The organism is Streptomyces sp. NBC_01390 (assembly GCF_045040105.1).
Classification (GTDB): domain Bacteria; phylum Actinomycetota; class Actinomycetes; order Streptomycetales; family Streptomycetaceae; genus Streptomyces.
This window is the reverse complement of sequence record NZ_CP109551.1, coordinates 1,922,037-1,943,933: the sequence shown is the minus strand read 5'-3', so window position 1 is coordinate 1,943,933 and position 21,897 is coordinate 1,922,037. Positions and strand designations below refer to the sequence as shown.

18 protein-coding genes are annotated in these 21,897 nt (G+C 67.9%); 5 read left to right on the top strand and 13 right to left on the bottom strand.

Annotation, left to right across the window (positions count from 1 at the left end):
- The 3 genes from OG241_RS08690 to OG241_RS08680 all read left to right on the top strand — a co-directional run bounded on the left by OG241_RS08690 (position 1) and on the right by OG241_RS08680 (position 2,084).
- The gene (locus OG241_RS08690) at positions 1-705 is read left to right on the top strand and encodes a PE-PGRS family protein (protein ID WP_405814652.1); all 705 of its coding nucleotides are present in this window, start codon (positions 1-3) and stop codon (positions 703-705) included.
- Between the two features lie 240 nt (positions 706-945).
- Positions 946-1,920: a hypothetical protein gene (locus OG241_RS08685; protein ID WP_405814651.1), complete on the top strand. Its 975-nt coding sequence runs from the start codon at positions 946-948 to the stop codon at positions 1,918-1,920.
- Positions 1,917-2,084 (top strand): integrase core domain-containing protein, encoded by a 168-nt coding sequence (locus OG241_RS08680; RefSeq protein WP_405826096.1) that lies wholly within the window; start codon positions 1,917-1,919, stop codon positions 2,082-2,084. The genes OG241_RS08685 and OG241_RS08680 overlap by 4 nt, the downstream gene beginning before the upstream one ends.
- Positions 2,085-2,329: 245 nt before the next feature.
- On the opposite strand, the gene OG241_RS08675 is transcribed toward OG241_RS08680, so the two are convergent.
- The 10 genes from OG241_RS08675 to OG241_RS08630 form a co-directional block, all read right to left on the bottom strand.
- Positions 2,330-2,692, bottom strand: a complete 363-nt coding sequence (locus OG241_RS08675) for a hypothetical protein (protein WP_405814650.1) — start codon at positions 2,690-2,692, stop codon at positions 2,330-2,332.
- Positions 2,689-3,999, bottom strand: coding sequence for a glutathione synthetase (locus OG241_RS08670; protein ID WP_405814649.1), 1,311 nt, complete (start codon positions 3,997-3,999; stop codon positions 2,689-2,691). Before OG241_RS08670 ends, OG241_RS08675 begins: the two co-directional genes overlap by 4 nt.
- Before the next feature lie 55 nt (positions 4,000-4,054).
- Positions 4,055-5,071 carry an L-histidine N(alpha)-methyltransferase gene (gene egtD, locus OG241_RS08665; protein ID WP_405814648.1) on the bottom strand — a complete coding sequence of 339 codons (1,017 nt, stop codon included), beginning with the start codon at positions 5,069-5,071 and terminating at the stop codon, positions 4,055-4,057.
- 23 nt (positions 5,072-5,094) lie between these two features.
- Positions 5,095-6,546, bottom strand: a complete 1,452-nt coding sequence (locus OG241_RS08660; RefSeq protein WP_405814646.1) for an MFS transporter — start codon at positions 6,544-6,546, stop codon at positions 5,095-5,097.
- Between the two features lie 511 nt (positions 6,547-7,057).
- Positions 7,058-8,221, bottom strand: a complete 1,164-nt coding sequence (locus OG241_RS08655) for an MFS transporter (RefSeq protein WP_405814645.1) — start codon at positions 8,219-8,221, stop codon at positions 7,058-7,060.
- A 485-nt stretch (positions 8,222-8,706) separates the two neighbouring features.
- Positions 8,707-9,873 carry a 2-deoxy-scyllo-inosose synthase gene (locus OG241_RS08650; protein WP_328689936.1) on the bottom strand — a complete coding sequence of 389 codons (1,167 nt, stop codon included), beginning with the start codon at positions 9,871-9,873 and terminating at the stop codon, positions 8,707-8,709.
- A gap of 231 nt (positions 9,874-10,104) precedes the next feature.
- A complete protein-coding gene (locus OG241_RS08645; protein ID WP_328689934.1) occupies positions 10,105-10,650 on the bottom strand; it encodes a hypothetical protein in 546 nt (181 codons plus the stop codon).
- Positions 10,651-10,770: 120 nt separating this feature from the next.
- Entirely contained in the window at positions 10,771-12,030 is a 1,260-nt protein-coding gene (locus OG241_RS08640; protein ID WP_405814643.1) for an MFS transporter, read from the bottom strand.
- A 391-nt stretch (positions 12,031-12,421) separates the two neighbouring features.
- Positions 12,422-12,946, bottom strand: a complete 525-nt coding sequence (locus tag OG241_RS08635; protein WP_405814642.1) for a hypothetical protein — start codon at positions 12,944-12,946, stop codon at positions 12,422-12,424.
- Positions 12,947-13,266: 320 nt separating this feature from the next.
- Positions 13,267-13,623: an SH3 domain-containing protein gene (locus OG241_RS08630; RefSeq protein WP_328689928.1), complete on the bottom strand. Its 357-nt coding sequence runs from the start codon at positions 13,621-13,623 to the stop codon at positions 13,267-13,269.
- A gap of 686 nt (positions 13,624-14,309) precedes the next feature.
- Between OG241_RS08630 and OG241_RS08625 the strand changes: the two genes are divergently transcribed.
- Together OG241_RS08625 and OG241_RS08620 are read left to right on the top strand one after the other, a co-directional pair.
- On the top strand, positions 14,310-14,873 hold the full coding sequence (locus OG241_RS08625) for a DNA-binding protein (RefSeq protein ID WP_405814641.1): 564 nt from the start codon (positions 14,310-14,312) through the stop codon (positions 14,871-14,873).
- A 285-nt stretch (positions 14,874-15,158) separates the two neighbouring features.
- Positions 15,159-15,728, top strand: a complete 570-nt coding sequence (locus OG241_RS08620; RefSeq protein ID WP_405814640.1) for a hypothetical protein — start codon at positions 15,159-15,161, stop codon at positions 15,726-15,728.
- Positions 15,729-15,800: 72 nt separating this feature from the next.
- Here the strand turns inward: OG241_RS08620 and OG241_RS08615 are convergent, their stop codons facing one another.
- From OG241_RS08615 to OG241_RS08605, 3 genes are all read right to left on the bottom strand, one after another.
- Positions 15,801-16,301: a hypothetical protein gene (locus tag OG241_RS08615; RefSeq protein ID WP_405814639.1), complete on the bottom strand. Its 501-nt coding sequence runs from the start codon at positions 16,299-16,301 to the stop codon at positions 15,801-15,803.
- Positions 16,302-16,383: 82 nt separating this feature from the next.
- Positions 16,384-19,545: a hypothetical protein gene (locus OG241_RS08610; RefSeq protein ID WP_405814638.1), complete on the bottom strand. Its 3,162-nt coding sequence runs from the start codon at positions 19,543-19,545 to the stop codon at positions 16,384-16,386.
- Positions 19,546-19,589: 44 nt separating this feature from the next.
- Positions 19,590-21,884, bottom strand: coding sequence for a hypothetical protein (locus tag OG241_RS08605; RefSeq protein WP_405814637.1), 2,295 nt, complete (start codon positions 21,882-21,884; stop codon positions 19,590-19,592).
- Positions 21,885-21,897 lie beyond the last annotated feature (13 nt).

Here is a 21,897-nt window from a genome sequence, read left to right as displayed (position 1 = left end):
ATGGACACTTCCTCAGCCCACCAGGACCGTGAAGAAGCAGAGCGGCTGAGCACTGCCGTGGGGGTCCTCGCCGACTTTCTGAGCCGCCAGCCGCTCACCCAGGCCCTGGCCTCGCTGGAGCACCGATTGGAGGGCGCTGGCGGGATGGATGCTATACGGGTCGCCGAGGACGGCCACGTCGTGCCGGAGCTGCTTGTCTCAGCGCTCACGGTTCGCGAGAGCTTGGGCCGGATCAACGACTTGATCCACGCCTGCGGCATTCTCCTCGTACTGCCCCACATCCTCGGGGATGAAGAACGCATCGCCGTCCGCCCCTCCCTCGGCGCCGGCAACGACCTGAGCCGCCCGTACGACCTGGAGACAGACCAGCGCATCGCGGAGTTCAAGCTCGCTCGTTGGCGCGGCGCGGACACCATGCGCAAGCGCCAGACCTTCAAGGACCTCGTGATGCTCGCCGCCGACACCTCCGGCCGCCGGGCAGAGCTGTTCGTGATCGGCCCCGAGCCCCGCCGCTTCCTGACCACCAGCACTTCAACCGCGGCCTGGGCCCTGGACCGCACTCCAGGGGCACTGCGGACCTTCACCACCGTCTTCGGCGCACCGAGCATGTCCGTCGCCCAGTTCACCGAGACACATGCCGCCCACGTTCAGATCACCGATCTTCGGGACCTTCTCCCCGAGTCCGTCGCAGCCCTCCTGCAGTGAAATGTCCTCGGCATGAGGCGCCAGCCTTGCGAAGAGCCCCACACTCACGCCCCCTAGGCCGCGGCGGCGCGTTCCGCCACTAGCGCGGCGCCAGTGAACAGGCGGCGATGCGGCGTTTTGCCTGTTCAGCCAGCGTTCCTGAGCTTCGTTCTAGAGCGCGAGCACCAACGATGACAGGTCGTCCGCTCGGCATGTGCCGGGTCTGGCCGACCCCGCGGAGCGCTCCCGGAGAATGGAGCCATGGAACGACTAGTCGACTTCTCGCGCGACCGGCAGATGCTGTGCGGCGGCTGCGGCCGTCGCTTCGTCGTCGACCTGGACTGGATCGACCGATGGAAGCAGGGCGGAGAGAAGTGCCCCGGCTGCGGCCTGACGTGCGAGCACGAGGACGCGCCCCGGGTGACGGTCGATCCCGACGACCCGGCGCTCGACGACGACCGGATTGCGACCGTCTCCTGGTACCACACGAGCACGCAGCCGGACTGGCCGACGAGGGACTTCGATCCGGCCGCCGCCCTCACGCCCGAGATCCGCATGATGATGGGCGGCAACGAGCATGTCGCCGCCTGGGCCTCACGCCAGCGGGCGAAGGCGCTCCACATCGGCACGTACGAGGCCGCGGTCCACAACATGCTCAGGCGGATCCGCGACCAGGCCGACCGGGGCAACCAATTCTGCCTGTACCGAGTCCATCTGAATCCGTCCGTCGTGGTTCGCGAGGGCTGGCTCATCGATCCCAGCGACTTCGTCGGCGACGTCGTCCTCGACGAGGTCTGCCCTCCAGGCGTCGACGTCGCCCGCTACCTTAACTACCACGAGGACCCCGGTGGGCTCTCCCTGGCGCTGGGGCGGGAAGCGATCGCCGACATCCAGCAGGTCCCAGTTCCGCTCCCGGATGCTTGGGACGCCGACTGGGTGAGAGAGGCCGTCGCGGCCCTCGAGACCGCTTCCGACGCCCCCGTCCCGGCGATCAGCAAGCTGGCCCGCTTCATGTGGCCGGCCTCGCCGCGAGCTGTCCTGGGCCGTGAGCTCGCGGCGGAGCTGGCTGGCCGTCTGCCGGTCAACCTCCGGGATCAGTTCAAGTCGACTGCAGCGTTCGCCGAGGGCGACGATCCAGCTCGGTGGGCGCGTCGGACCAGCGCACTGCTCGACCTGATCGGGAATCCAACGCGCGTGCTGTCGGCGCTCGGCAAGGCTGAGCACCGACAGGTCTGAGGACTCAGGCAGAGGAAATCCCCCGGATAACCCTCTACAACGAGCAGCACGCCCGGCACGTGCTCGCTGAGTACGCCGCGCACTACAACACCGGCAGGCCCCACCGGGCACTGCAGCTTCGCGCCCCCGCCGACGACCTCGACGCCAGGACGCCAACGTGCTGACCGTCTCGGAGTCGGCACTGGAGGACTTCTACGCCCGCTTTGAGCCCCCTTGTCAAATTCCGTAGTCGTCTGCACTGATGTCCGACGCCCTCTGCACGCGCGTCGGCTGAGGTCGGCGACGGTCGCGCTCGTCCGAACTTCCCGTGCACTCGACTAAGAACGCGCTGGTCACCCGTGCAGACGACTTCGGACACTGACAGCCAGCTCGCCGAGCGTTCTGGTGTGCGGGCGGGAGGCCCGCGCGTTCACCGCGGCAGCTTGGAGGTTCGTTCGGGATGGGCGGCGGTGACGTAGCGCATGGCGGTCTGCTCGGTGATGCCGATGCTGACGGCAGGGTGGTCGGGGTCGACCGCGGTCTTCTGGCTGACCAGCAGGTGAGGGTTGGACGAGGCCGGCCACCGGTGGTGACGGTAGGACGTCCAGTCTGCGGCGAGCTGGTGGGTGAGTTCTTCCAGGCACAGGGCGTGCCGCAGCAGACCGCGCCGGACTTCGAGGGTGCCCCGGGAGAGATCAAGGCCCGTGGTGTGCAGGTTCTGGATCTCCTTGCCGGGCAGGGCGTGGACGGCGGCGAGTGCGCAGTCGAGGCGGGCGGCGGGCCGGGTACTCATGGCGTCCTCCCGTCGTACAGCCCGGCGGCCTCCACGGCGCGGATGGTGTTGTAGTCCTCGTCGATGGCGCGGGGGTTCTCAGCGGTGAGTGTCAGCCGTCCGGGAGAGGTCAGCAGGTCGACGGTGCGGTGCACCGGTGTGCCGGGGACCAGCGTGCCGACATACCCCTGCACTGTCGGGAGAGTCAGCAGGGTGCGCAGGAGGTCCTCGTCGAGCGCGCCGTCGTGCGGCGCGATCAGCGACACCTTGGTGACACTGGAGCGTGGACGATCCGAGGCCAGGCTTTTGGGCGCACCAGTGACCACCGCGTGCACCGCGTCGCGGATATGGTCGCTGCCGACCGCCTCCCGCATCGCCGCCGGGTCGTACGAGCCTTCGGGTCGTGCGCCGCTTTCGATCAGAACGGGTCCCCGCCTGGGCACGTAGATCAGCTCGGTGTGCGCGGGGCCCGCGGCGATCCCCAGGGCGTCGAGGACTCGTACGGTGTAATGCGCGAGGGTACGCGGGATCAGCTTCGCGCGGTTGAGCAGGTCGAGGCGGTCGTACACGTGCGTGGTTCCGGTACGGTGGTCGGCCCAGAACTCGGTGATCGTGTGCCGGGGCGTGCCGTCGGCGTCGGGGGCGGAGACGCTGTTGACGACGTACTGCGAGCCCTGGAGCCGTTCCTGGATGACGAGGTGGTCGTTGCTTCCGCCCATGGCATTGGGGACCCCGTGCAGCTGAATCCAGGCCGCTCGGATCTCGTCGGGGCTGGAGCAGAAGATCACGCCGTCTGATCCGGCGGAGTCAGCCGGCTTGAGTACGAGGTCCGGCGTATCCAGCGAGTGCGCCCAGGACAGGGCGTCCCGGAGGCGGTCGGTGCTCAGGCTCCGTGGAGCGTCGATGCCCGCACTCGTCAGCGCGGCCGCCATGGCGCCCTTGTCGCGGCGACGGTGTGAGGTCTGCGGGTCGTTGCCGGGCAGGCCCAGGCGGTACGCCAGTTGCTCGGCGAGGGGTACGCCGATTTCCGTCCCGGCGACCACGGCCCTCACCCGGAGCGCGCGCAGTGCCCGGGCGGTCTCGTCGACGTTGCCGTCGTGCACGACGACGCGCCGGTACCCGGTGGGGTCGAGACTGCCGCGATACAGGGGAGGCAGCGCGTCATCCGCGGGGGTGACCGCGACGCAGTCCCATCCCCGGTCGGCGAACTCGCTCTGGTAGTGCCTGCCCGAGCCGTACGGGGCAACGACAACGGCGCGCCCCGGGAGAACCGGCGAAAGGGAGCTACCAGCAGGGGTTCGGTCGGGACTGATCAAAGGCAAGGCCATGGGGCCACTCCGAAACGCTTGAGACGCATGGACAGGGGGCGGAGGGCTGCCGGGATCACCGGACACAGGCGGTGAGGTGGCTCGTTGGCGCATCCTGGACTGCTGTGTGTTCCTTGGGGATGGCGAGCGCCAGGCCGTAGCCATGATTCGGGGAGGTCAAAAACCGCTCCAACTCCATTCCGGCGGACGCGAGTTCACCGGCCAGGCCGGCCAGCCGGAATTTCGACGAGATCTCGGTACGCAGGTCCTCACCCGCCGCGAAGTCGACGGCGAGTTGGAGGGCGGGGATCTTCACGGTCTGCTCGCTGCGCGAGCGCAGCCGCATCTCGATCCACTCGTGCTCGGCGGCTGCGTCCCAGAGGGCCACGTGCTCGAAGGCGTCGAGATCGAAGTCGGCGCCGAGTTCCCGGTTGATGACCGTGAGGACGTTCTTGTTGAAAGCGCCGGTCGTCGGGTCGTCGTAGGCGGCGACGAGGAGTGAGGGGTCCTTGACCAGGTCGGCACCGAGCAGCAGGGCGTCGCCGGGCGCGAGGAGGGCGCGGATGGCGGCGAGGAACACGGCGCGTTCGGCGGGCAGGAAATTGCCGATGGTGCTGCCGAGGAACGCAACGAGTCGCGGGCCGGGGGTATCCGGCAGGGTGAGCGCGTTGGTGAAGTCGGCGATCAGGGCGTGCACGGTGAGGTCCGGGCGTTCGATGATCAGAGCCTGCCCGGCCTGCCGCAGGGCGCTCTCGCTGACGTCGACCGGTATGTACGTGTGCAATCCGGGCAGTGCATCGAGCAGGTGCCGCGTCTTCTCGGACGAACCGCTCCCGAGTTCCACCAGGGTGCGTGCGCCGCACACTGTGGCGATCTCGTCGGCGTGGGCCACCAGCAGCTCACGCTCCGAGCGTGCGACGTGGTATCCGGGCAACTCGGTGATCTTCTCGAAGAGTTCGCTGCCGTACGCGTCGTAGAACCACTTCGGCGGCAGCGTCTTGGGAGTACTGGTGAGGCCATGGCGGACGTCGGCACGCAGCGCGGCGTCCGTTGCATTCTTGGGCAGGGTGCGGGTGAGACGGAACGAGTTCACGACAAAGCTCCCTTGAGACGGGGTCAGGACATGGGCAGGGGCGGACGGCGAGCCGTCACGGTCAGGCGGCGGCGCGCGGCCACGAGGATGAGGGCTGCGCCCGCGGCGCCGGCCGGCAGCAGCCCCGCGGTCGGTGCCAGGCCCGCGGCCGCGGCGCCGGCGGCGCACCCCACGTCCAGCGCGGCCGCCAAGAGTGCTTGCGCCTCCGTCGCGGTGCCGGCCGGGGCCAGATCGCCCGTGACTGCGAAGGCGACGCCCAGGAGCGGGGCCATCACCAGGCCCGGGACGACCGTGCCGGCCAGCGCCGTTGTGGGGCTGGCCGCCAGAGTGATCAGCAGCCAGCCCCCGGCAAAAGCCGAGCTCAGGACGATCAGGTGCTGAACTGCTGTGCCCGGCCACAGCCGCGCCCCGTACAGGAGTCCGCCGCCGACGGCACCGAGGGAAAGTACGGCCGGGAGGGCTCCGGAAAGCCACGGTGTGCCGTAGTCGGCGGCGGCTGATACCGCGAGGGGTGTGAGGGCGCCGAGGGGGATACCGACGGCGACCATGGCCAGGTACAACCCGCGCAACTGCGGGGATCTGAGCGGACCTCGCCAGTCGGACCTGTGGAGGCGGACAGTGGTCCACGTCCGGGAGGCCGGCGTCGTCACGACCAGAGCGGTGCCGACGGCACCGAGAGTGGCCGTCGCCACCAGCGCGGCGAATGCGGAGGACACCATGACGATCCCCGCCACCAGCAGCGGCCCCACGACGTAGATCATTTCTTGAGCCGCTGCCTCCAACAAAAGCGCCGTTCGCTGGTGGGCGCGGCTCGGCATGAAGGGCCCCGTTCCGAACAGCGCCCTCAGCCCTGCCTCCAGCGGAGGCTTGGTCGCCCCGGCGACCGCAGCGCCGGCGACTGTCCACCATGGGTGCTGAGACCCAACTGCCACGCAGACGAGGGCGGCTGTGCTCAGCAGGTTGGCTGCGGAGAACGGGATTGTCTGTCCGTACCGGTCGGCCAGGCGGCCGATCAGTGGACCGCCGACCGCGCTGGCCACCAGGTACAAGGCGGCCAGAGCCGCGCTGACGGCGGCACCGGAGCTGTGAGCTCCGATCACAATCGCGAGCGGGGCCATCCCGTTGGGAAGGCGTCCGATGAGCGTCCCGGCCAGCAGACGCGCCGCGCAGGGCACCCGCAGGACATCGCGGTAGCCGACAGGCACGGGAGGCTTCGGCGGCTCAGCCGTGGAACCGAGGACGGCCACAGCAGGTCCGGACGAGGCGCCGGTGACCGGCCGTGAAGTGGGCTTCTGCACAGGTGAACTCCCGAGCGGGCCAGGTAGGGGGAATGGTGGTCCGGTGGATCCGGACAGCCGGCGGGCGAGTGCGGCCGGGTCGCCGGTGTAGTGCAGGGCCTGCAGGCCGAGTTGCTCGGCGGCTTCGACGTTGTCCAGCCGGTCGGCGACGAATAAGGTCTTTGAGGGGTGGGGCATCCCGGCGGCCTCGAGCGCTGCCTCGTAGGCCCGCTTGTGGGGCTCACTCCGATGCGGGCGCAGTAGACGGTCCAGCTGAACAAGGTGGCGCACGATTCGGCGTCGCCGTGGGTGGTGGCCAGCGGTTTGGGTGCGTTGGACAGGAGTACGAGACGCAGGCCGGTGGTGTGGGCTGTGTGCAGGAGGTCCAGCACGGCGGAGTCCGTGTCGGTCCACATGTCGATGCCGGCGCGTGCGAGAGCGGCCAGGAGGGTGCTGTGCCACAGGCGTGGCGCGCCCGTTGCGCAGCAGTCCGCTCCAGAACGTGTGGGTGGTGGCGATGCCCTGGTCGTAGTTCTCCCGCCCTTGCCAGAACGCCTGTTGGAAGGCGTGGGTCTGCTGGGGGGCCACTCCGCGAGTTCGGCGAGCCGGACCCACTGGGCCGGGCCGGGCTGGCGGCCGATGACCCCGTTGTAGTCGAGGATTACGGCCTCGAGGTCGGCGCCGCCGGGGGTGGTGGACTGGGAAGAGGTCAACGGGACTCCAGGGCTCGGTAGGAAGCCAGGGCGACGGCCGCCGCCAGGACAACGGGCAGGGCCAGTGCGGCGGGCAGGCTCGTCGGCGAGGCAATTGCTCCGATGGCAGCCGGGCCGGCGAGTTTGCCGAGGTAGCCGGCCGCGGCGACGGTACTCACCGCCCGTGGGCCGTCACGTCCGGCGGCAGTGATCATGCATGGGAAGGCGGTTGACAGTCCCAGGCCGAGGGCCATCCAGCCCAGCAGCGCGGCGGGGGCGGTGCCCGCTATCAGCCCGGCTCCCAGCCCCGCAGCGGCCAGGCCGGCGCCGACGCGTACCACGGCAGGTGCCCCGAAGCGATTGATCAGTCGGTCGCCGCACAGCCTGCCCGTGGCCATCGCCGCGCTGTAGAGGGCATACGCGGCCGCGGCGGTTGCCTGCGACGCGTCGAGGGAGGCCAGATGCACAGCGGCCCAGTCCGCTGAGGCTCCTTCCCCCAGAAGGACTGCGGCCGCCAGGGCACCGAGCAGCCAGACAGTAACGGGCGAGAACGAGGCCGATGTCCTGTCCGCTGCCTCTGACTGATCCAGGGCCTTGTCGAGGTACCACGCGCGACGGACGCTCGGCACGGCTGCGCAGGCGGCAACTATGGTCACCAGTCCCACGATCGCGAACTGCACGTCGTACGGCATCCATGTGGTGGTGGCCGCGAGAACCGCTCCGCAGAAGCCGCCAAGGCTGTAACTCGCGTGCAGGGACGCCATGATCCGGCGCCGGTAGGCGCGTTCGCAGTTGACGGCCGACGCGTTGACAGCGATGTCCAGGAGGCCGTTGGCAAGTCCGAAGAGCGTCGCGCCCAGAAGCAGGGTGGGGAGCGTGCGGCACTGTCCGAGCAGCGCCAGTGCGAGACCGAGGGCGATCGCGGGTCCAACCAGCAGGCGCGAGGGACCGTGGCTGTCGGCCAGGCGCCCACCGAGCTTGAGCCCGGCGACCGCTCCGGCTGCCGCGCCAAGGAGAACCAGGCCAAGTTGCCCCGTACCGATCTGGGCGGCGTCCTGGACGGCAGGCAACGTCGCCCCCCACACCGCCGTCACGAGGCCCAGAGCGGCGAAGGATCCCGTCAGCAGCCTACGGTCGGCTGCCGGGGAGGCAGTCCGCCGGGCAGTCGCGTTCGCGCTCATGTTGCCTCCGTCAGGACGAATGAATCGGTCGAACTACGAGGTGGCATCCCGTCAGCTCCAGGTCGCAGGCCACGTCGGGGTGCACGAGCGAGCCGAGCCCGATGGTCAGAGCGAGGCGCAGAGCCGGTAGCGGAACGGGCACGGCTATGGGGCAGCGGGCACCGTCGGTTCCTCCGTACAACGGGAGTCAGGACAGCAAGGCTCGGACCGGCCCACTCGCACGAGGCTCCGCTGTGTCACTGTGTCTTCGTGGCGCCGGACGGGATGGGAGCTGGGGAGCCGCCGCGGGGGACGGCGGCGCCCCAGCCGCAGCCGAGTCGCTCTGACCTTGAGCGCCCGCCGTTCAAGAGAAATGGCGGCTGGCTCCTCGGCTGGTCCGACGCGTCAGGGACGGGTCTGAGACGGGATCACACATTGAGGGTGCTGATGGGCCGGCGGACTGGGCGACCCGCTGCATCTGCGCGCCCCAGGGCGGAGCTCCCGAGTCAGCCCGCCATAGCCTTCGATGCCGAGCTCACGCCGCGGGCGGCCGACTCATCAACAACCTCCTCCAGTAGGGCCAGCGGCACGGACACGAGCGGAATCGGCCCCACCTTCTGTACCTCGGTGTGCAGCACCTCGCCGCAGGCTGACAGCAGGACCATCGGGGTGTGGCCGGCCTGAGTGTCGCCGAGGTAGCCGCGCTTGTTGTCGTGCGCGAGCCACCGCTTCGCGAGTGCGGTGTCGACATGGCCGGGAATCACGGGCTCCACACCACCCGCGGCCACGAGCGAGTGGTGCAGTTCGACGAGGTCCTGGTCGCAGTGGCCCAGGCGCCGGGAAACCTCCGCGGCGATGGTCATGCCGACCGCCACCCCCGCTCCGTGCGCGACCTTGCCACGAGAGGCATGCTCGATGGCGTGCCCCACGGTGTGGCCGTACTCCAGCACGAGCCCCGAGCGCCGTTCGTGCATGTCGTCGCATGTGACGCCCGCCTTGGCGGCCAGGCTTTCGTCGATGACGAAGCGCAGGAACTCGTCGTCGTAGCGAGCGTCCGCCCGCAGCCCGCCGGCCAGCCGGTCGATCATGGTGGGACGGATGGCAACTGCGTTCTTGATCACCTCTCCCATGCCACTGCGAACCTCGCGCGGTGGGAGCGTGCGCAGCATCGCCGTGTCGGCCAGGACCTCGACGGGAGCGTAGAAAGTTCCCACGAGGTTCTTGCCCACCGACGAATTGACGGCCTGCTTCAGGCTCAGAACCGAGTCAAGGATGGCAACCAGAGTCGTGGGTATGTGCACGAGACGGATCCCGCGGAAGAGCAACGCCGCCAGCAACCCCGCGATGTTCCCGGTCACGCCGCCGCCCAGCGCGACGACAACCGCGCGGCGGTCGATCCCGTGCTCGAGGGCCTGCCGGGCGAGTGAGTCGACGGTGGCGAGCCCCTTGTGCTGCTCACCCACTCCGTGGGCGAGCAGGTAGGCCGGCCCGACTTGCTCGTTGAGGCGGGCAGTGAGGTCTTGGCCGTAGAGTTCGGCCACCGTGGTGTCCGCCACCACCACATAGCTGCTGGCGTCGTGGGCGGCGAGACGCGTGAGGATGTGCTCGGCGCTGTCGGTCCCCAGACGGTAGGGGAACGCCGTGTCCTGCATTGCTATGAGTCTGAGCTGCATTTCCGGTTCCTTCGGTAGGTAAGGGGGTTGGGGTGCGGCATGGTGCCGACGCCCATGGGTCTATTCGGCGCGGTGTATGGCTGGGAGCTGTTTTTCGCCGCACTGGGCTCACTCGGAAAGGCAGGAACGCTTCCCTGCGGAGAAGGTTCGGGGTTTCCCGGGCCCGTGCTGGTTCGCTGTCGATGTGGCCTTTCACGGCCGACCAGATCGAGAAGTAGCGGAGGCGGAGGATCAGGCCTCGAACCAGTGCGATGCTGAGCACTTCGTAGGCTTCTGGCCGTATTTTGCGACACAGACCCGGATCATGTAATCGCCGCCTTGGTAGAGGTTCGGCGTCCTCCAGGTGCTGCCGTTGTTGCTGCCCGTGTCGTTGACGCTTGTGATGACGTAGCCCTTGGGGTACGTGAGGATCTGCGTGACCGCGAAGTAGCCGTCCTTTTTTATGTCGTTGGCGTAGACCCGTCCGTTGACGTGGTTGTAGAAGCCTTCGGCGCCCTTGCCCTGGGAGAACCACCAGCCGGAGCTTGCGGAGGCAGGAGCAGTGGAGAGCACGGCGATGGTGAAGGCGCCGCCCAGGGCGACGGGGAGGGTGCGCCGGAGGAATTGGGGCATCGTGCGCATGGGTACGTGTTTCCTTTCAGGCGTTGGACTCGACTTCCAAACGGCTGGTTTGTCGCTCGCCAAGGGAGCGGGGCCCATCGCGGCGAAGACATCGAGCAGCGGCCGTCGGTCGTCCGTCGGCGGTGCGGACTGCTCGGCCGGAGCGATCGCGGTCATCGGCCTGCTCCTGGCGCGGGCGTGGGCCGGGTGGTCGTTACAGGGGGCCAAGGGCGCTGGGATGCCCACGAGTTGGTCCACGTGGTGGTGTGTCTCATGGTCGGTTCTCCGGTTCGGCGGTCAGGAAGCGGCGGGGACGGCGGTCATACGGGGGGCCCTGCGGCGATGCGTGAGCCCGGCGAGCGGCAGGCACAGGGCTGCGCCCACGGCGCCGGCCACAAAGGTGGTGAGCGCGGCGAGGACCCCACCGCCATGGGTCAGGGAAACGGCCGCGAGAACGGGGGCGATGATCACGGCGACGGCGAGGGTGGATCCCCAGATGCCTGCGTACAGGCCGCGGGCGGATTCGGGTGAGATCTTGTTGAGGACATCGGATGCGGCAATGAAGAAGGCGATCTCACCGGGAACGACGACGGCCACGGCGAGGCTGTACCCGAGGGTGGTGTCGGCGAGGCCGGCGCTGCCCATGCCGACGCCCAGAACAAGCGAGCTGGCCGCGAGTGTGCCGATCATGGGCCGCTGTCCGCCGCAACGGCGGCTGAACCATGGCGTGAGCAGGGGAGTGAGGGCGATCACCGTTCCGGCGTTGGCGACCTGCGTCCATCCGTAGGCGGTGGCGGCCAGGCCGTCGTCCGCCATCAGCATCGGAAGCGCGGTGAACATCCCGGCGGCACACGTCAGGGCGAAGGCGCTGGCCGCCCACAGCAGCCACAACCGAGCGTCGCGGGTCACGGCCCGCATGGGGACGCGGCTGGAGGGTGCAGTGGCGAGGGGAGTGTCGGCGGGCAGGCAGCGGTGTGCGATGAGGGCGCATGCCGCGCACGCAGCGGCGTTGAGCCAGAACAGGATCTGGAAGCCGAGGTGCGCGGCCAGGAAGCCGCCGACCGCTCCGGTGAGGGCCGCGCCGATGTTCACTGCGCCGTGGCGCCATCCGTTGACCGCAGCACGCTGCGCGTCGTCCGTGATGAGGTCTGCAATGACGGCCGAGACGACCGGGCGCGCCGCGTCGTACACGATGCCGGCGATGACGGCCCCGGTGCAGACGGCGGCGAAGCCGTGCGCCTGCGCCAGCAGCGGAAGGAAGACGGCGGCCGTCGCCATCGCCGTCACGAGGGTGCGGCGTCGGCCGAGGCGGTCGGCAGCCCAGCCGGTCAGCAACTGGCCAAGGAACCAGCCGATGCCGAAGACAGCGAGGACCTGGCCGACGGCCTCGGTGGCATAGCCCAGGTGCTTGAGGTGGTAGCTGAGGAACGGGTAGGCGAAGCCGAAGCTGCGTGCCACGAGCGTGGTGACGAGAAGGGCCCAGATAGCGGGCGGCCATGGACGTGGGGCGGGTTGTTCGGGAGCCTTGGCGGCGGCGGGCAGGGTGGTGGCTGACACAGACGCTCCAGAAAAAGGCGGACGCAGGATGTTCCGGTGGGGCGGCCGGCGTCAGCTGGTTCGGGCGCCGGACGGGAAGGGTGGAGTGGGTGGGTGGGTGCGTCGCCGTGGGCGGACGACGCCCCACTGAGCAGCCGGGCCAGCGCCCGCGCCGGAAGGACGCGGGGATGTCGCCCCAGGGGGATGGAAGCGAGGGGCCGGGCCGGTCAGCCCTTTGCGGGCCACTCCCGAGGCTCCTTGTAGTGGCCCTGCGGGAGCTCCACGGCGGTGGACTTCTGACCCGCCGGGATCAGGAAGGCCGGGCATATCTGCTCCGACTGGCCCGCCGAGAGCTTCTGGTCGGTGTCGCAGGCCGGGGTAGTCGGAGCACTTCGCCCCGCCCAGGAGCAGCTCACACGCGGGGCGACGCGGACCAGCCCCACGACTTGTAGCCGCCGCAGCAGTGGCGCCAGTCCAGGTACAAGGTGCCGTCGGCGTAGGCTTTCGTGGAATTGACCCTGGCCTTGATCGTGCCGGTCGAGTAGCTGCCGTTCCCGAAGACGTCCCGGTTCTCCAGCGTGCCCTCGAACTCGTAGTCCTTCTTCGCGACCGTCGGGTCCGTGCCGGCAACCGACTTCTTCAGGACCAGGCGGTAGTACGCGCCGTCGAACCAGTTGTCGGAGACGAAGAGCGGGCCGTCCCACTTGATGACGGCCTTGGCATAGACGTAGGAGCCGCTGCGCGCGGCACAGTTCTTGACGGTGAAATCCCACTGGTCGGGCTGCGGACCGCTGTAGTTGGCCTGGTCGATGCTGGCGAAGCTCGACGTGCAGCGCCAGGTGAGCGCGGCCGCCGGGGATGCGGAGATCATCGTGGCACCGGCCACGGCCGCAACAGCGAGAAGTCCCGTGCCTGCGCGGCGAGCGAGAGTGGACATGCGAATCAAACCTTCCACGTGAAAGGCCGCGTACGGCGCGCGAGGGGGCACCTCGACACAGTCCGGTGCAGCAGCTGTAGGTGCAGGAGTGGACGCCGCTGCTTCAGGGGCGTGAATGCGGTGAGCGGTTTCGGTGCAACGGGCTCATCTCGGCGTGGCCTAGAGAGCGCGGAACCTAGCCGATGTAGGTTCTCGGCTCCCCTGCCATCTACCGAGACGGTGACCTGGGCGTTCTCATAGCGGATCCGCCCGAACCTCGGCTGAGAGCTGAGAAGATGTCACGGGATTTGAAATCCCACAGTCGATCCTGGATCCGGCGGTCAGGCCGCCAGGTTCACCAGACCGTCCTCGCGCACCCAGCCTCGGGTGCCCTTGGGGATACCGGACTTGGAGCGCTGGGTGAGCTGGCTGTAGTCCCAGTTGCCGCGGCTGCACAGCACGGTCAGCTTGTCGCCGCGGTAGAGGTAACCCTTGCTGGCGTAGGTGGTGCCCGGGCCGGTGCGGTAGTTCCAGCCGTTCTTGGCCACGGTGGCGCCGAAGTTCGACCAGTTGACGGTGCACTTGCTGGTTTCGCCGACGGCGTGCGCGGCCGGGGCGGTGGTCACCGTCAGGGCGGCGGTCACCGACAGGGCAAACATGGCCGTGGCGGCAAGTCGAGCGGGAGCACGAAGTCGCATGGGATCCCTTCAATTCATGGGGTGGGGACATGGGTGACGGGGCGAGACGCCCCACCAAGCCGCACGGGTCGCTGCCAGTGCACGGACGGTGGGCATGGCTGTCCGCGGCGCCGGCGGTTCTATGCGACCTTCCTCCGACGTGCGACCGAGGCCTGAGTTGCTGTCATGGCCTCGCGCCGCAAGGCAATGGATGCAGCGGCAGTGACTCCGACCTGAATGGCCTCCATGGGAATCGGGCGAAGCGAGACTGCGCGAGACGCGGCAGTGGAGACTCGCACTCGACTTGCCGAGGAGGCACGCACGGTCGCAACCACACCGCGATCAGCGGAAGAGTCGCGCCCGAACATGTTGCCCGCCTTGCATAGAGTGGACCGAGTGCCTATTGCGCCCCATTTAAACACGACTCGGAATGCCATTCAATAGGCAGTCGACTGTGACTCGATGAGCGCCACTGTGCGGGACATCTGCAGCACTGGCTGCGACGACAGGACCGACCTGAACCTCTTCGCCAAGGTGCGCCTCTTCTGGCGCCTGCCCTGGCCCGAGGGGGCGCGGAGGTCACCACTCCGGGACCCGTCGTGCGTCTACGTGGCGACGGCTCAGGTCTATGTGACGACTCACCCGGGGGCCGCACCGAGCGCGCCTATGATCGGTGCATGCCGTCGCCCCTTCCCACGTCCCTTGCTGTGTCCGACGCCATCACCCACTACCGCCAGCTGCGCGAGCTGACCATCGATGAGCTGGCCTACGTGCTCCGGATGCTCGATCACCCGATCTCAGCCGATGCCCTCGCGGAGATGGAGCGATGCGCTCGCCCCGTGACCGTCGACGACCTCGTCGCGATCTCCTATGCGCTCGACACGACCCCCGCGGTGCTGCTGTCGCACATTCCCATCGATATGCCGGAACCCGAGGGGCCCCTGGCCACCGGGCTCCCCGGCGACGTCGACCAGTTCGAGCTCCGCGCCTGGCTTGAGGGGAAGGCCACGCTCGACCCCGAGTCGCGGGTGAGCTGGTGGGAAGAGAGGGTCGCCCGCCTCAGGGTCCGGTCGGCGCACCACGAGGAACAGCTGCAGGGCGCGTACGCGGAGCTGCGCGAGCTCGGTGACCTGGCGCTCCAGGAAGCGGACGCCCCGCCGGTGCAGCGTCTTCGGTGGCGCATCCAGGACAGTGAGCATGCGCTCAGCCAGTCCGAAGTCGCACTGGCGCTGACTGAGCATCGACTCAACAACCTCCGAGAAGAGGCCTGACGGGCTGAGTTTCGGTCAGTCGAAGTTGCCTATCCATAGGCGACTTCGACTGGCTTTCTGGCGTTAGGTGGTACATCTGGTACATCAATCTGCAATACTGATAGTGCTCTTGTGAATGCCTGCGCACGTGCTGATGTGTGAGAAGCAAGCTCGGAAGTCGGCGAGGCGGTCCTCATGAGGGCCAGCTTCGGCTCCCGGGCGCGGTCGGGAGCCGGGTCTCGGGGATGCAGCGTGGAACTGTGGAGCCAGACGCTGGTCCCTGTGAAGAGGGGAAGGAAGAACACCATGAACTCCACCAGGACCGCCCGTGTGACGCGGACTAGGAGCGCCGTGTCCGCCGCGGCCCTGGCCGCGGGTGCTCTCATGCTCACCGCCTGCAGCGGGAGCAGCGATGCTGCTTCCTCGCAGAGCCCCAGCAGCAGCCAGGCCTCCAGCTTCGACGGTGCCTACATCTCCATCACCGACGGGGCGCGCGGCGGCATCGCCGCCATCGACGGCCACAAGATCACGTACATCAACGTCACCGCTGGCGACCAGCAGTGCCAGTTGACCACGAAGGCTCTCGGCGACATCAAGCACGGCTCGATCGTCAAGGACGGCAAGACCGACAAGGGTCAGTACCAGGTTCTCTCGACCGGCACGATCAACGACAGCCGGACCAGTGTGCTCTGGGACGATGTCAACGGCTCCGACCAGACAGGCACCGACCCGGGATCCGGCTCGATCTCGATGTCGGACAGCATGATCACGCTCGGGTACACCTTCGCCTACTCGATCGACCAGGCCCAGCTCATCCCCGCCGACAGCGACCAGGCGAAGGCCTTGATCGCCAAGGACTGCAATCAGCACAGCTGATAGCCGCACCACCCAGGCAGCACAGAGCCCCGTGAATATCACGTCCACGGGGTTCTGTCCTTTCTCTGACACCTACTCCTGGAACTGCTGCGCCCGGTACTCCTCAATCGTCTCCGGTGGCTGGCCGTACCCCGGCGCGTGCTGCTCGACGAAATCCAGCTCAGCCCACGCTGCCGACTGCCGGATCCTCGACCGGGCGACCATGACGAACACCATCGCACTGATGGCGATGTTGAGCAGACACCACCCAGCCAGCAACGCCGTCAGCACCACAGGCAGACCGTCCTCGATCGCCATGGTGACCAGAACGACCAAGCCTGCGCTGTTGACCAAGAGGCCGGCCACGTACCCCTCGAACGTGCCGGACAGTCGCGCCAGGGTCCACGGCTCCTCGCGATGCCGCACAGCGCGCTTCACCTCGCCGACGAACACCGCGGTAGCCACGGCCGCCGCAGTGCTCAATGCCAGGTCGCGGATCCCGGTGATCCACCATCGCGCTGAGCGACACCAGCCGCGCGGGAACTCGTCGCGAAGCCTTGATCCGAGCCTCATGCTCTTTCCCTTCTCCTCCATCCGCGCAAAAGACGACGCACCTGGTGAGGATGATTGCAATGGTCGTCCTCACCAGGTGCGTCAGCCCTTCACGCTCGCCAGATCAGTCCTGCGGCTTCTCGCGCCGGCCCCGGCGAAGACCACTGGCCGGCCGCGGCTGCGGCTTCGGAGTCTCCACGCTCTGAGGAGCCGGATCGGCAACCCGACGCGGACGGCGACGAAGGCGCGGAACTGGAGCCTGCCGCGGCGAAGGCGCTAGCGTTCCGGCTCCCGGCTGCCTCGGAGCCGGGGTGTCCTGAGCGGAGCGCGTCGGACGCGTGCTCGGCGCGGCCGGCTGCCCGGAAGCGGGAACGGGAACGCCACCAGAAGTAGCGTCGCCGTTGAAGCGCTGCGGTGCAGCCTGCTGGTTGCTGCCCTGCTGGCTCTGCGTACTCTGGGCACCCGTGCCGAACTGCGTCTGGCCTGTCTGACCGGCGACAGCCTCTCCGCTGGTCGGGGCAGAACTAGCGCCGGCGGCGCTGCTCTGGCCCTGAGAGCCGCTACGAGAGCTCGGCGGCTCTGTGTACGAGGCCAGGACCTCGCCGGGGATGACCTTGTTGCCGTCCGAGGTGTACCCGAGGTTCGACAGGCCGCCCTGGTTGCTCAGATTCTGTGCCGTCTGTTTGTCCGACTGCGAGCTGCCCGCTCCGCCACTGGTCAGCTGCAGTGGACCGCCTTTGCCGTCGGGACCGTCGCCCTGGCCAGACACTCCCAGAGCACCGGCAGGATCGCCACCGCCGCCAGGACCACCGCCCGGTGCCGGACTGTTCGGATCGTCCGGGCCACTCTCGCCGCCGCCCTCCAGGGCCAGCGGCGGCTTGCCGGCAGGCAGAGCCGTGGCGTCGCCGTTCGTGCCGCCGGCGTTCGTCGACGCCGTCTTGCCCGCGGGCTTGCCTGTGCTCGGAGAGACCGGGCCGCTGGTCTTGCTGTTGAACCCGTTGGCGAGCTTGTTGCCCATGGCCATACCCGCGCCGGCCCCTACACCCGCCGCCAGAGCAGGCATCAGCCCGCCCTTGTCCGGCTTCGGCACGGTGTTGGTCTCCAGGAACTTGTCCACGAGCTTGGTGACCACCTCGTCCATAGCCTGCAGCACCGTCTTGCGGACCCGCAGCAGAGCGAAGGTGATGCCCATGATCAGCAGCGACGAGATGAGCGTCAGGATCACCACGATGATCCCGCCGAGCGCAGCGCTGCCCCACAGGCCGCCCGGGCTCATGAAGCTCGACACGGGCCCAGCCATGATGTCCGGGACCGAGATCAGGAACTCCGAGACGAACTGGTAGATGAACAGCGTGAGGAGGACCTCCAGGATCAGCGCCATGGAGTAGACGATCACCTTGGCGATCGCGGCCATCGCGCCCAGCGTCGCGAACGGCACGGCCGCTACGAGCCCGAAAATCCGCTTGACCGAGCCGGCCAGCATGCCGATGGCGTACCAGAAGCCGAGCAGGACGATGGAACCCAGGACCGAGGCTGCGTTGGACCAGTACATAAACTTCGCCGGCCCCGTGCCCACCTGGCTGACGGCCATGTGGCTCTCTCGGGTGAAGCCGGACGTGGCGTTGTTCGAGCTGTACATGCTCAGCGAGCTGGGGCTGAACCCGGTGTTGAGGTAGTTGTACGCCGCCAGGGGAGACAGGTTGCACGAGGAGGGAGTCTTGCCCACCGTGAAGCCGCAGTTGCTCTTGGTCCCGGTCGTCGTGAAGACCGTCGAGTCCTTGCCGGGACGAGAGGAGGTCAGGCCCGTGCCGTCGGTCGAGATCACCGGGTGATCGACCGGCTCCGGCCCCTTCTCCTCACCGAAATCCTCCACGTCGCCGTAGCTGTCCTTGTCGACGAACCAGCTCTTCTTGACATCCGCGCTCTCGTCCAGCTGCGTGATCGAGCTCTTGATCCCCGACTCGAAGTCGGAGGCTGCGATCTCGTTGCTGGCGATGTATTTGCCGATAATCCCGAAGGTCGAGAACACCGCCTTGAAGTCGTCCGACGCGCCGGTGCCGACGGAGACCGTGCCGTCCTTCCAGGCCGACTCGGCGTCGTTGGCCTTCGTGCCGATGCCGATGCCGTTGAACGTCGCTCCGTGGGACTGCTTGTTGATCGCCAGCGCGCTCGTGCGCACCGACATCATCGCGTCAGAGCTGGCCTGGTCGCCGTTCCAGGAGACAGTGGCCTGGTCCGGGATCCCGAGGCGGTCGTTCATCATCCACGCCTCGAAGTCGACGTAGGTGCTCAGTACGACGCGCGTCGGACCGGCATGCTGGCCGAGAACCGAGTTGTCGAACTTGTCGAGCACGCCGGTGTACATCGATCCGATGAGCGGCAGGCCGACGCCGATGAAGACGACGCGCACGATGAGCTTCTTGATCGCCGAACCCCGGTCCATCTTCTTGAACATGACCAGGCCGATGAGCAGGAAGCCGATGAAGATCGGCACCAGCACCTGCCACGAGATGTCGACGAGCAGGCCGTACCAGCCGCTGATCCAGTGCTGCAGACCCGAGAGCGCGCCGCCTCCGGTGTCACCTCCCGTCATCCCGTCGGCGAAGGTCGGATTGACCGCCCTGACCGCCTGGTAGAACCACATGAAGGGGTTGATGAGCTTCAGGAACTGGAGGATGACGTAGAACAGCGTGCCGACCGCCAGCGCCAGGGCGTAGAGGACCCAGATGATGGAGCCTCCGATCACGCTCACGATCTGGCCGCCGATGCCCGAGGACATCGTGTCCAGGCCGAGGTCAGCGTTCGCCGCCCCGAAGTGCGCGTAGTCGAGCATGCCCGAGTACTTCGCGTCGCCCTTGTCGTCTTTCGCTGCCAGGGTCTCGTACGTGACGGTCTGCGAGGACCCCGACACCTCGGCGAAGAACCAGCCCACGATGTTGCCCAGGCTGAACTCCGAGTCGGCGTAGCCGAGCATGGAACCACCTGAAGCAGGACTGCTCGTGACCGGCTTCCAGTTCTCGTGCATGCCCTTGTCGTTCGACGGCGAGTTCTTCTCGCTGAAGTACGAGCTCGCATTCGAAGCCAGCTGGTAGAGGCTGTAGTTGTCGCGCTCCTTCTGGTCGTCCGCGGACGCCGGCGAAGAAGTCGCCATCATGAAGACCGGCACGAACAGCACGGCCAGGAGCACGAGGGCGAGCCCGCGCACGAGCCTGCCCTGGCGGGCTCCGCCGCCCCCGCGGCCAGCCCAGGCACGCAGCCGCGCCACCGCCGTGATCGTCCCGTTCATCGTCTCACCCCTCCTCCTCGCCCTCGTATCGGTGCTGACCTCGCTCATGCCTTGACCAGCTTCTTCGGCTCGGGCTGCCTCGCTGGCCGCATTGCGCCGTCCTCGGGCTGCTGCAGGCTCTTCTGGCCGTCGCGGCGCTTGCCCCCGTCGCTCTGGCCCGCGTCAGCCTCGCCGTCGCCGCCCTCGCTGTGCTTCCGGATGCTGGTGAGATTCGCGCCCGGTGCCGGCTTGTCGTGCATGACCGCGTCCATCCGCACCGCCTCTTCGGCCCTGGCCGCCTCCAGGCGGACCTGCCTGCGCTGGGCCTCGCGGTAGGGGTTGATCCCCAGCGCCAGATCCAGGTGGAAGACCACGTTGGAGACGCCCCGGCGCAGGTACGTGAGGTTCTCGCCCTTGGCCGTGATGAGCTGGGTGAGATCCGGCGGAATCCGCTGGTGCAGCTGCTTCTGGTACTCCGCCACCGTGCCGTCGCGCATCGGGCCGAAGAGCGTGTAGTCCGCGGCGTCGAACGTGTTGAAGTCGCTGTCGGCCAGCATCTTGTCGACGTCGTTGTAGCTGTAGACCACCCGGCCGCCGCGCTCGTGGATATGGTCGAACTGGTCCTTGATGTACTTCTTCACCCGGTCGTCGATGTGCTCGGTGCCGTGGATGATCACCGTGTCGCCGAGCCCCAGCTTGCCGACGGCGAAGCCGACGATGTTCACCAGCTGCGCCATCGCCACGCCCTTGCCGCGGCGCATGAGCCGCGAGAAGTCGTAGACCACGCGCCGCGAATCCCGGACCCCGTCCACCGCCGAGGCCGTGTGGTTGTTGAACAGGTCGCCGTTGGTGCTCAGCATCGCGTTGGCGATGCCCCTGAGCACGTTGTAGGCGCGCAGCTGGTCCGGGTCGGTCTTGCTGGAGTTCAGCAGCGCCTTGTGCGCGGTTGCCACGTAGGAGACGAACATCTGAAGACGCGGCACCTGGGTGTGCGGGATGTTCACCACGCGCAGGCGATGGCGCTGCTCCTTGGCGTTGTGTCGCCACATGCCCTGCTCGATGTAGAAGTCGGTCGCGGTGTCTTCGAGGGCGCTGCGGATGATCGAGGCGATCGCTCCGTCGCTGGTCTCGTAGAGCTGCTCGAACATCAGCTTGAGCTTCTCCATCTGGGCGGAGAAGACCGCCAGTTCGTCCTCCTCCTCGCCGAACATCTCGAACATGTTCACGTCGCCCTGATTCAGGTCCACGCGCGAGGTGAGCCGTTCGAACTTCGGGCCGAGCTTGTCGAGGTTCGCTCCGTCGAGGACGAGGTGGACGACCTGGCCGTTGTTCAGCAGCGTGGCCTGCGAGATCTTCGAGCACCACATGTTGGCCACCCGCTGGCGGTCGAGGTACTCGCTGAGCGTGGCGTCGGCGACGATCGCGTGGTGGTCGTAGGCGTTGACGTCCATGAGCACGGCGCTGTTGTTGACGTCGCCGACCATGTAGCCGACGTACTCGCCGCCTCGGTCGTTGAGGCCATTGGTCACCAGCGAGTACGAGCCGGCCAGCTCGGTCGAGGTGAAGTGGAAGCCCTTGCCCTTCTTCTTCTCGTTGTCCCTCCACAGGCCCGAGAGCTCCTGACGCTGCTCGCCGGCGTAGGGCGCAGCCTTCAGCGTGCCGAATCGGTCGATGTACAGACGCGTGACCCGGTCGATCGTGTCGTCCAGGGTCGCCAGATCGGGGGCCTTGAGGAAGAGCCGGTTGTGCACCGAGAGGTAGCTCGCACCGTCCTGGATCTCGCCGATCGTGATCCCGAGGTCACCGGAGATCTTCGCGGCCTTGCGCTTGGAGGAGGTCGTGCCCGTCTCCTCCTGCTCGTTCGCATCCAGCCGGTCCAGTTTCTCCGACTGCTTGGTGTACGAGTCGATCCACTTCTCATCCATCCGCTTGACCTGCTCAAGCACGACGGCGGTGATCCGCTCGTCCAGGCCGTCCGGGATCCGGTCGATCCCCCAGAAGGCGGCGAAGTTGTCGTGCGCGGCGTCGTCGTGGAAGTACGCCAGGATGCAGGCGACCGACCCGTCGATCCCGAAGTAGTCGGAGCGGAAGAGGTACTTCTCCTTCGGCTTCAGCGCGAGCAGGTGAGGGTAGGCGTCGAACGTGCCCTGGAGGTGCTTCACCTCCAGGCGGCGCTGCCACCAGTTCTTCTTCGGCTCGGCGGCCTCATCGGCTGCGCCGTCCGCCGGCGCAGCGTCCTGCACGCCCTCAGCCTGAGCAGCACCGTCCGCGCGCGGATCATCGACCACAAGCTCCGCGGTCTCATTCGTCTCGTCAGGCTTCTTTCCCGGAATGCCGAGCTGTGCCCGGACTTTCGTCATCAGCGCCATGGTG

Coding starts and splice junctions, on each gene's coding strand:
- OG241_RS08630 (WP_328689928.1), bottom strand. CDS start 13,623: ATGCGACTTCGTGCTCCCGCTCGACTTGCCGCCACGGCCATGTTTGCC.
- OG241_RS08670 (WP_405814649.1), bottom strand. CDS start 3,999: ATGGCCTTGCCTTTGATCAGTCCCGACCGAACCCCTGCTGGTAGCTCC.
- OG241_RS08675 (WP_405814650.1), bottom strand. CDS start 2,692: ATGAGTACCCGGCCCGCCGCCCGCCTCGACTGCGCACTCGCCGCCGTC.
- OG241_RS08645 (WP_328689934.1), bottom strand. CDS start 10,650: ATGACCGCGATCGCTCCGGCCGAGCAGTCCGCACCGCCGACGGACGAC.
- OG241_RS08615 (WP_405814639.1), bottom strand. CDS start 16,301: ATGGAGGAGAAGGGAAAGAGCATGAGGCTCGGATCAAGGCTTCGCGAC.
- OG241_RS08620 (WP_405814640.1), top strand. CDS start 15,159: ATGAACTCCACCAGGACCGCCCGTGTGACGCGGACTAGGAGCGCCGTG.
- OG241_RS08610 (WP_405814638.1), bottom strand. CDS start 19,545: ATGAACGGGACGATCACGGCGGTGGCGCGGCTGCGTGCCTGGGCTGGC.
- OG241_RS08655 (WP_405814645.1), bottom strand. CDS start 8,221: ATGAGCGCGAACGCGACTGCCCGGCGGACTGCCTCCCCGGCAGCCGAC.
- OG241_RS08605 (WP_405814637.1), bottom strand. CDS start 21,884: ATGACGAAAGTCCGGGCACAGCTCGGCATTCCGGGAAAGAAGCCTGAC.
- OG241_RS08660 (WP_405814646.1), bottom strand. CDS start 6,546: ATGCCCCACCCCTCAAAGACCTTATTCGTCGCCGACCGGCTGGACAAC.
- OG241_RS08650 (WP_328689936.1), bottom strand. CDS start 9,873: ATGCAGCTCAGACTCATAGCAATGCAGGACACGGCGTTCCCCTACCGT.
- OG241_RS08635 (WP_405814642.1), bottom strand. CDS start 12,946: ATGTCCACTCTCGCTCGCCGCGCAGGCACGGGACTTCTCGCTGTTGCG.
- OG241_RS08690 (WP_405814652.1), top strand. CDS start 1: ATGGACACTTCCTCAGCCCACCAGGACCGTGAAGAAGCAGAGCGGCTG.
- OG241_RS08685 (WP_405814651.1), top strand. CDS start 946: ATGGAACGACTAGTCGACTTCTCGCGCGACCGGCAGATGCTGTGCGGC.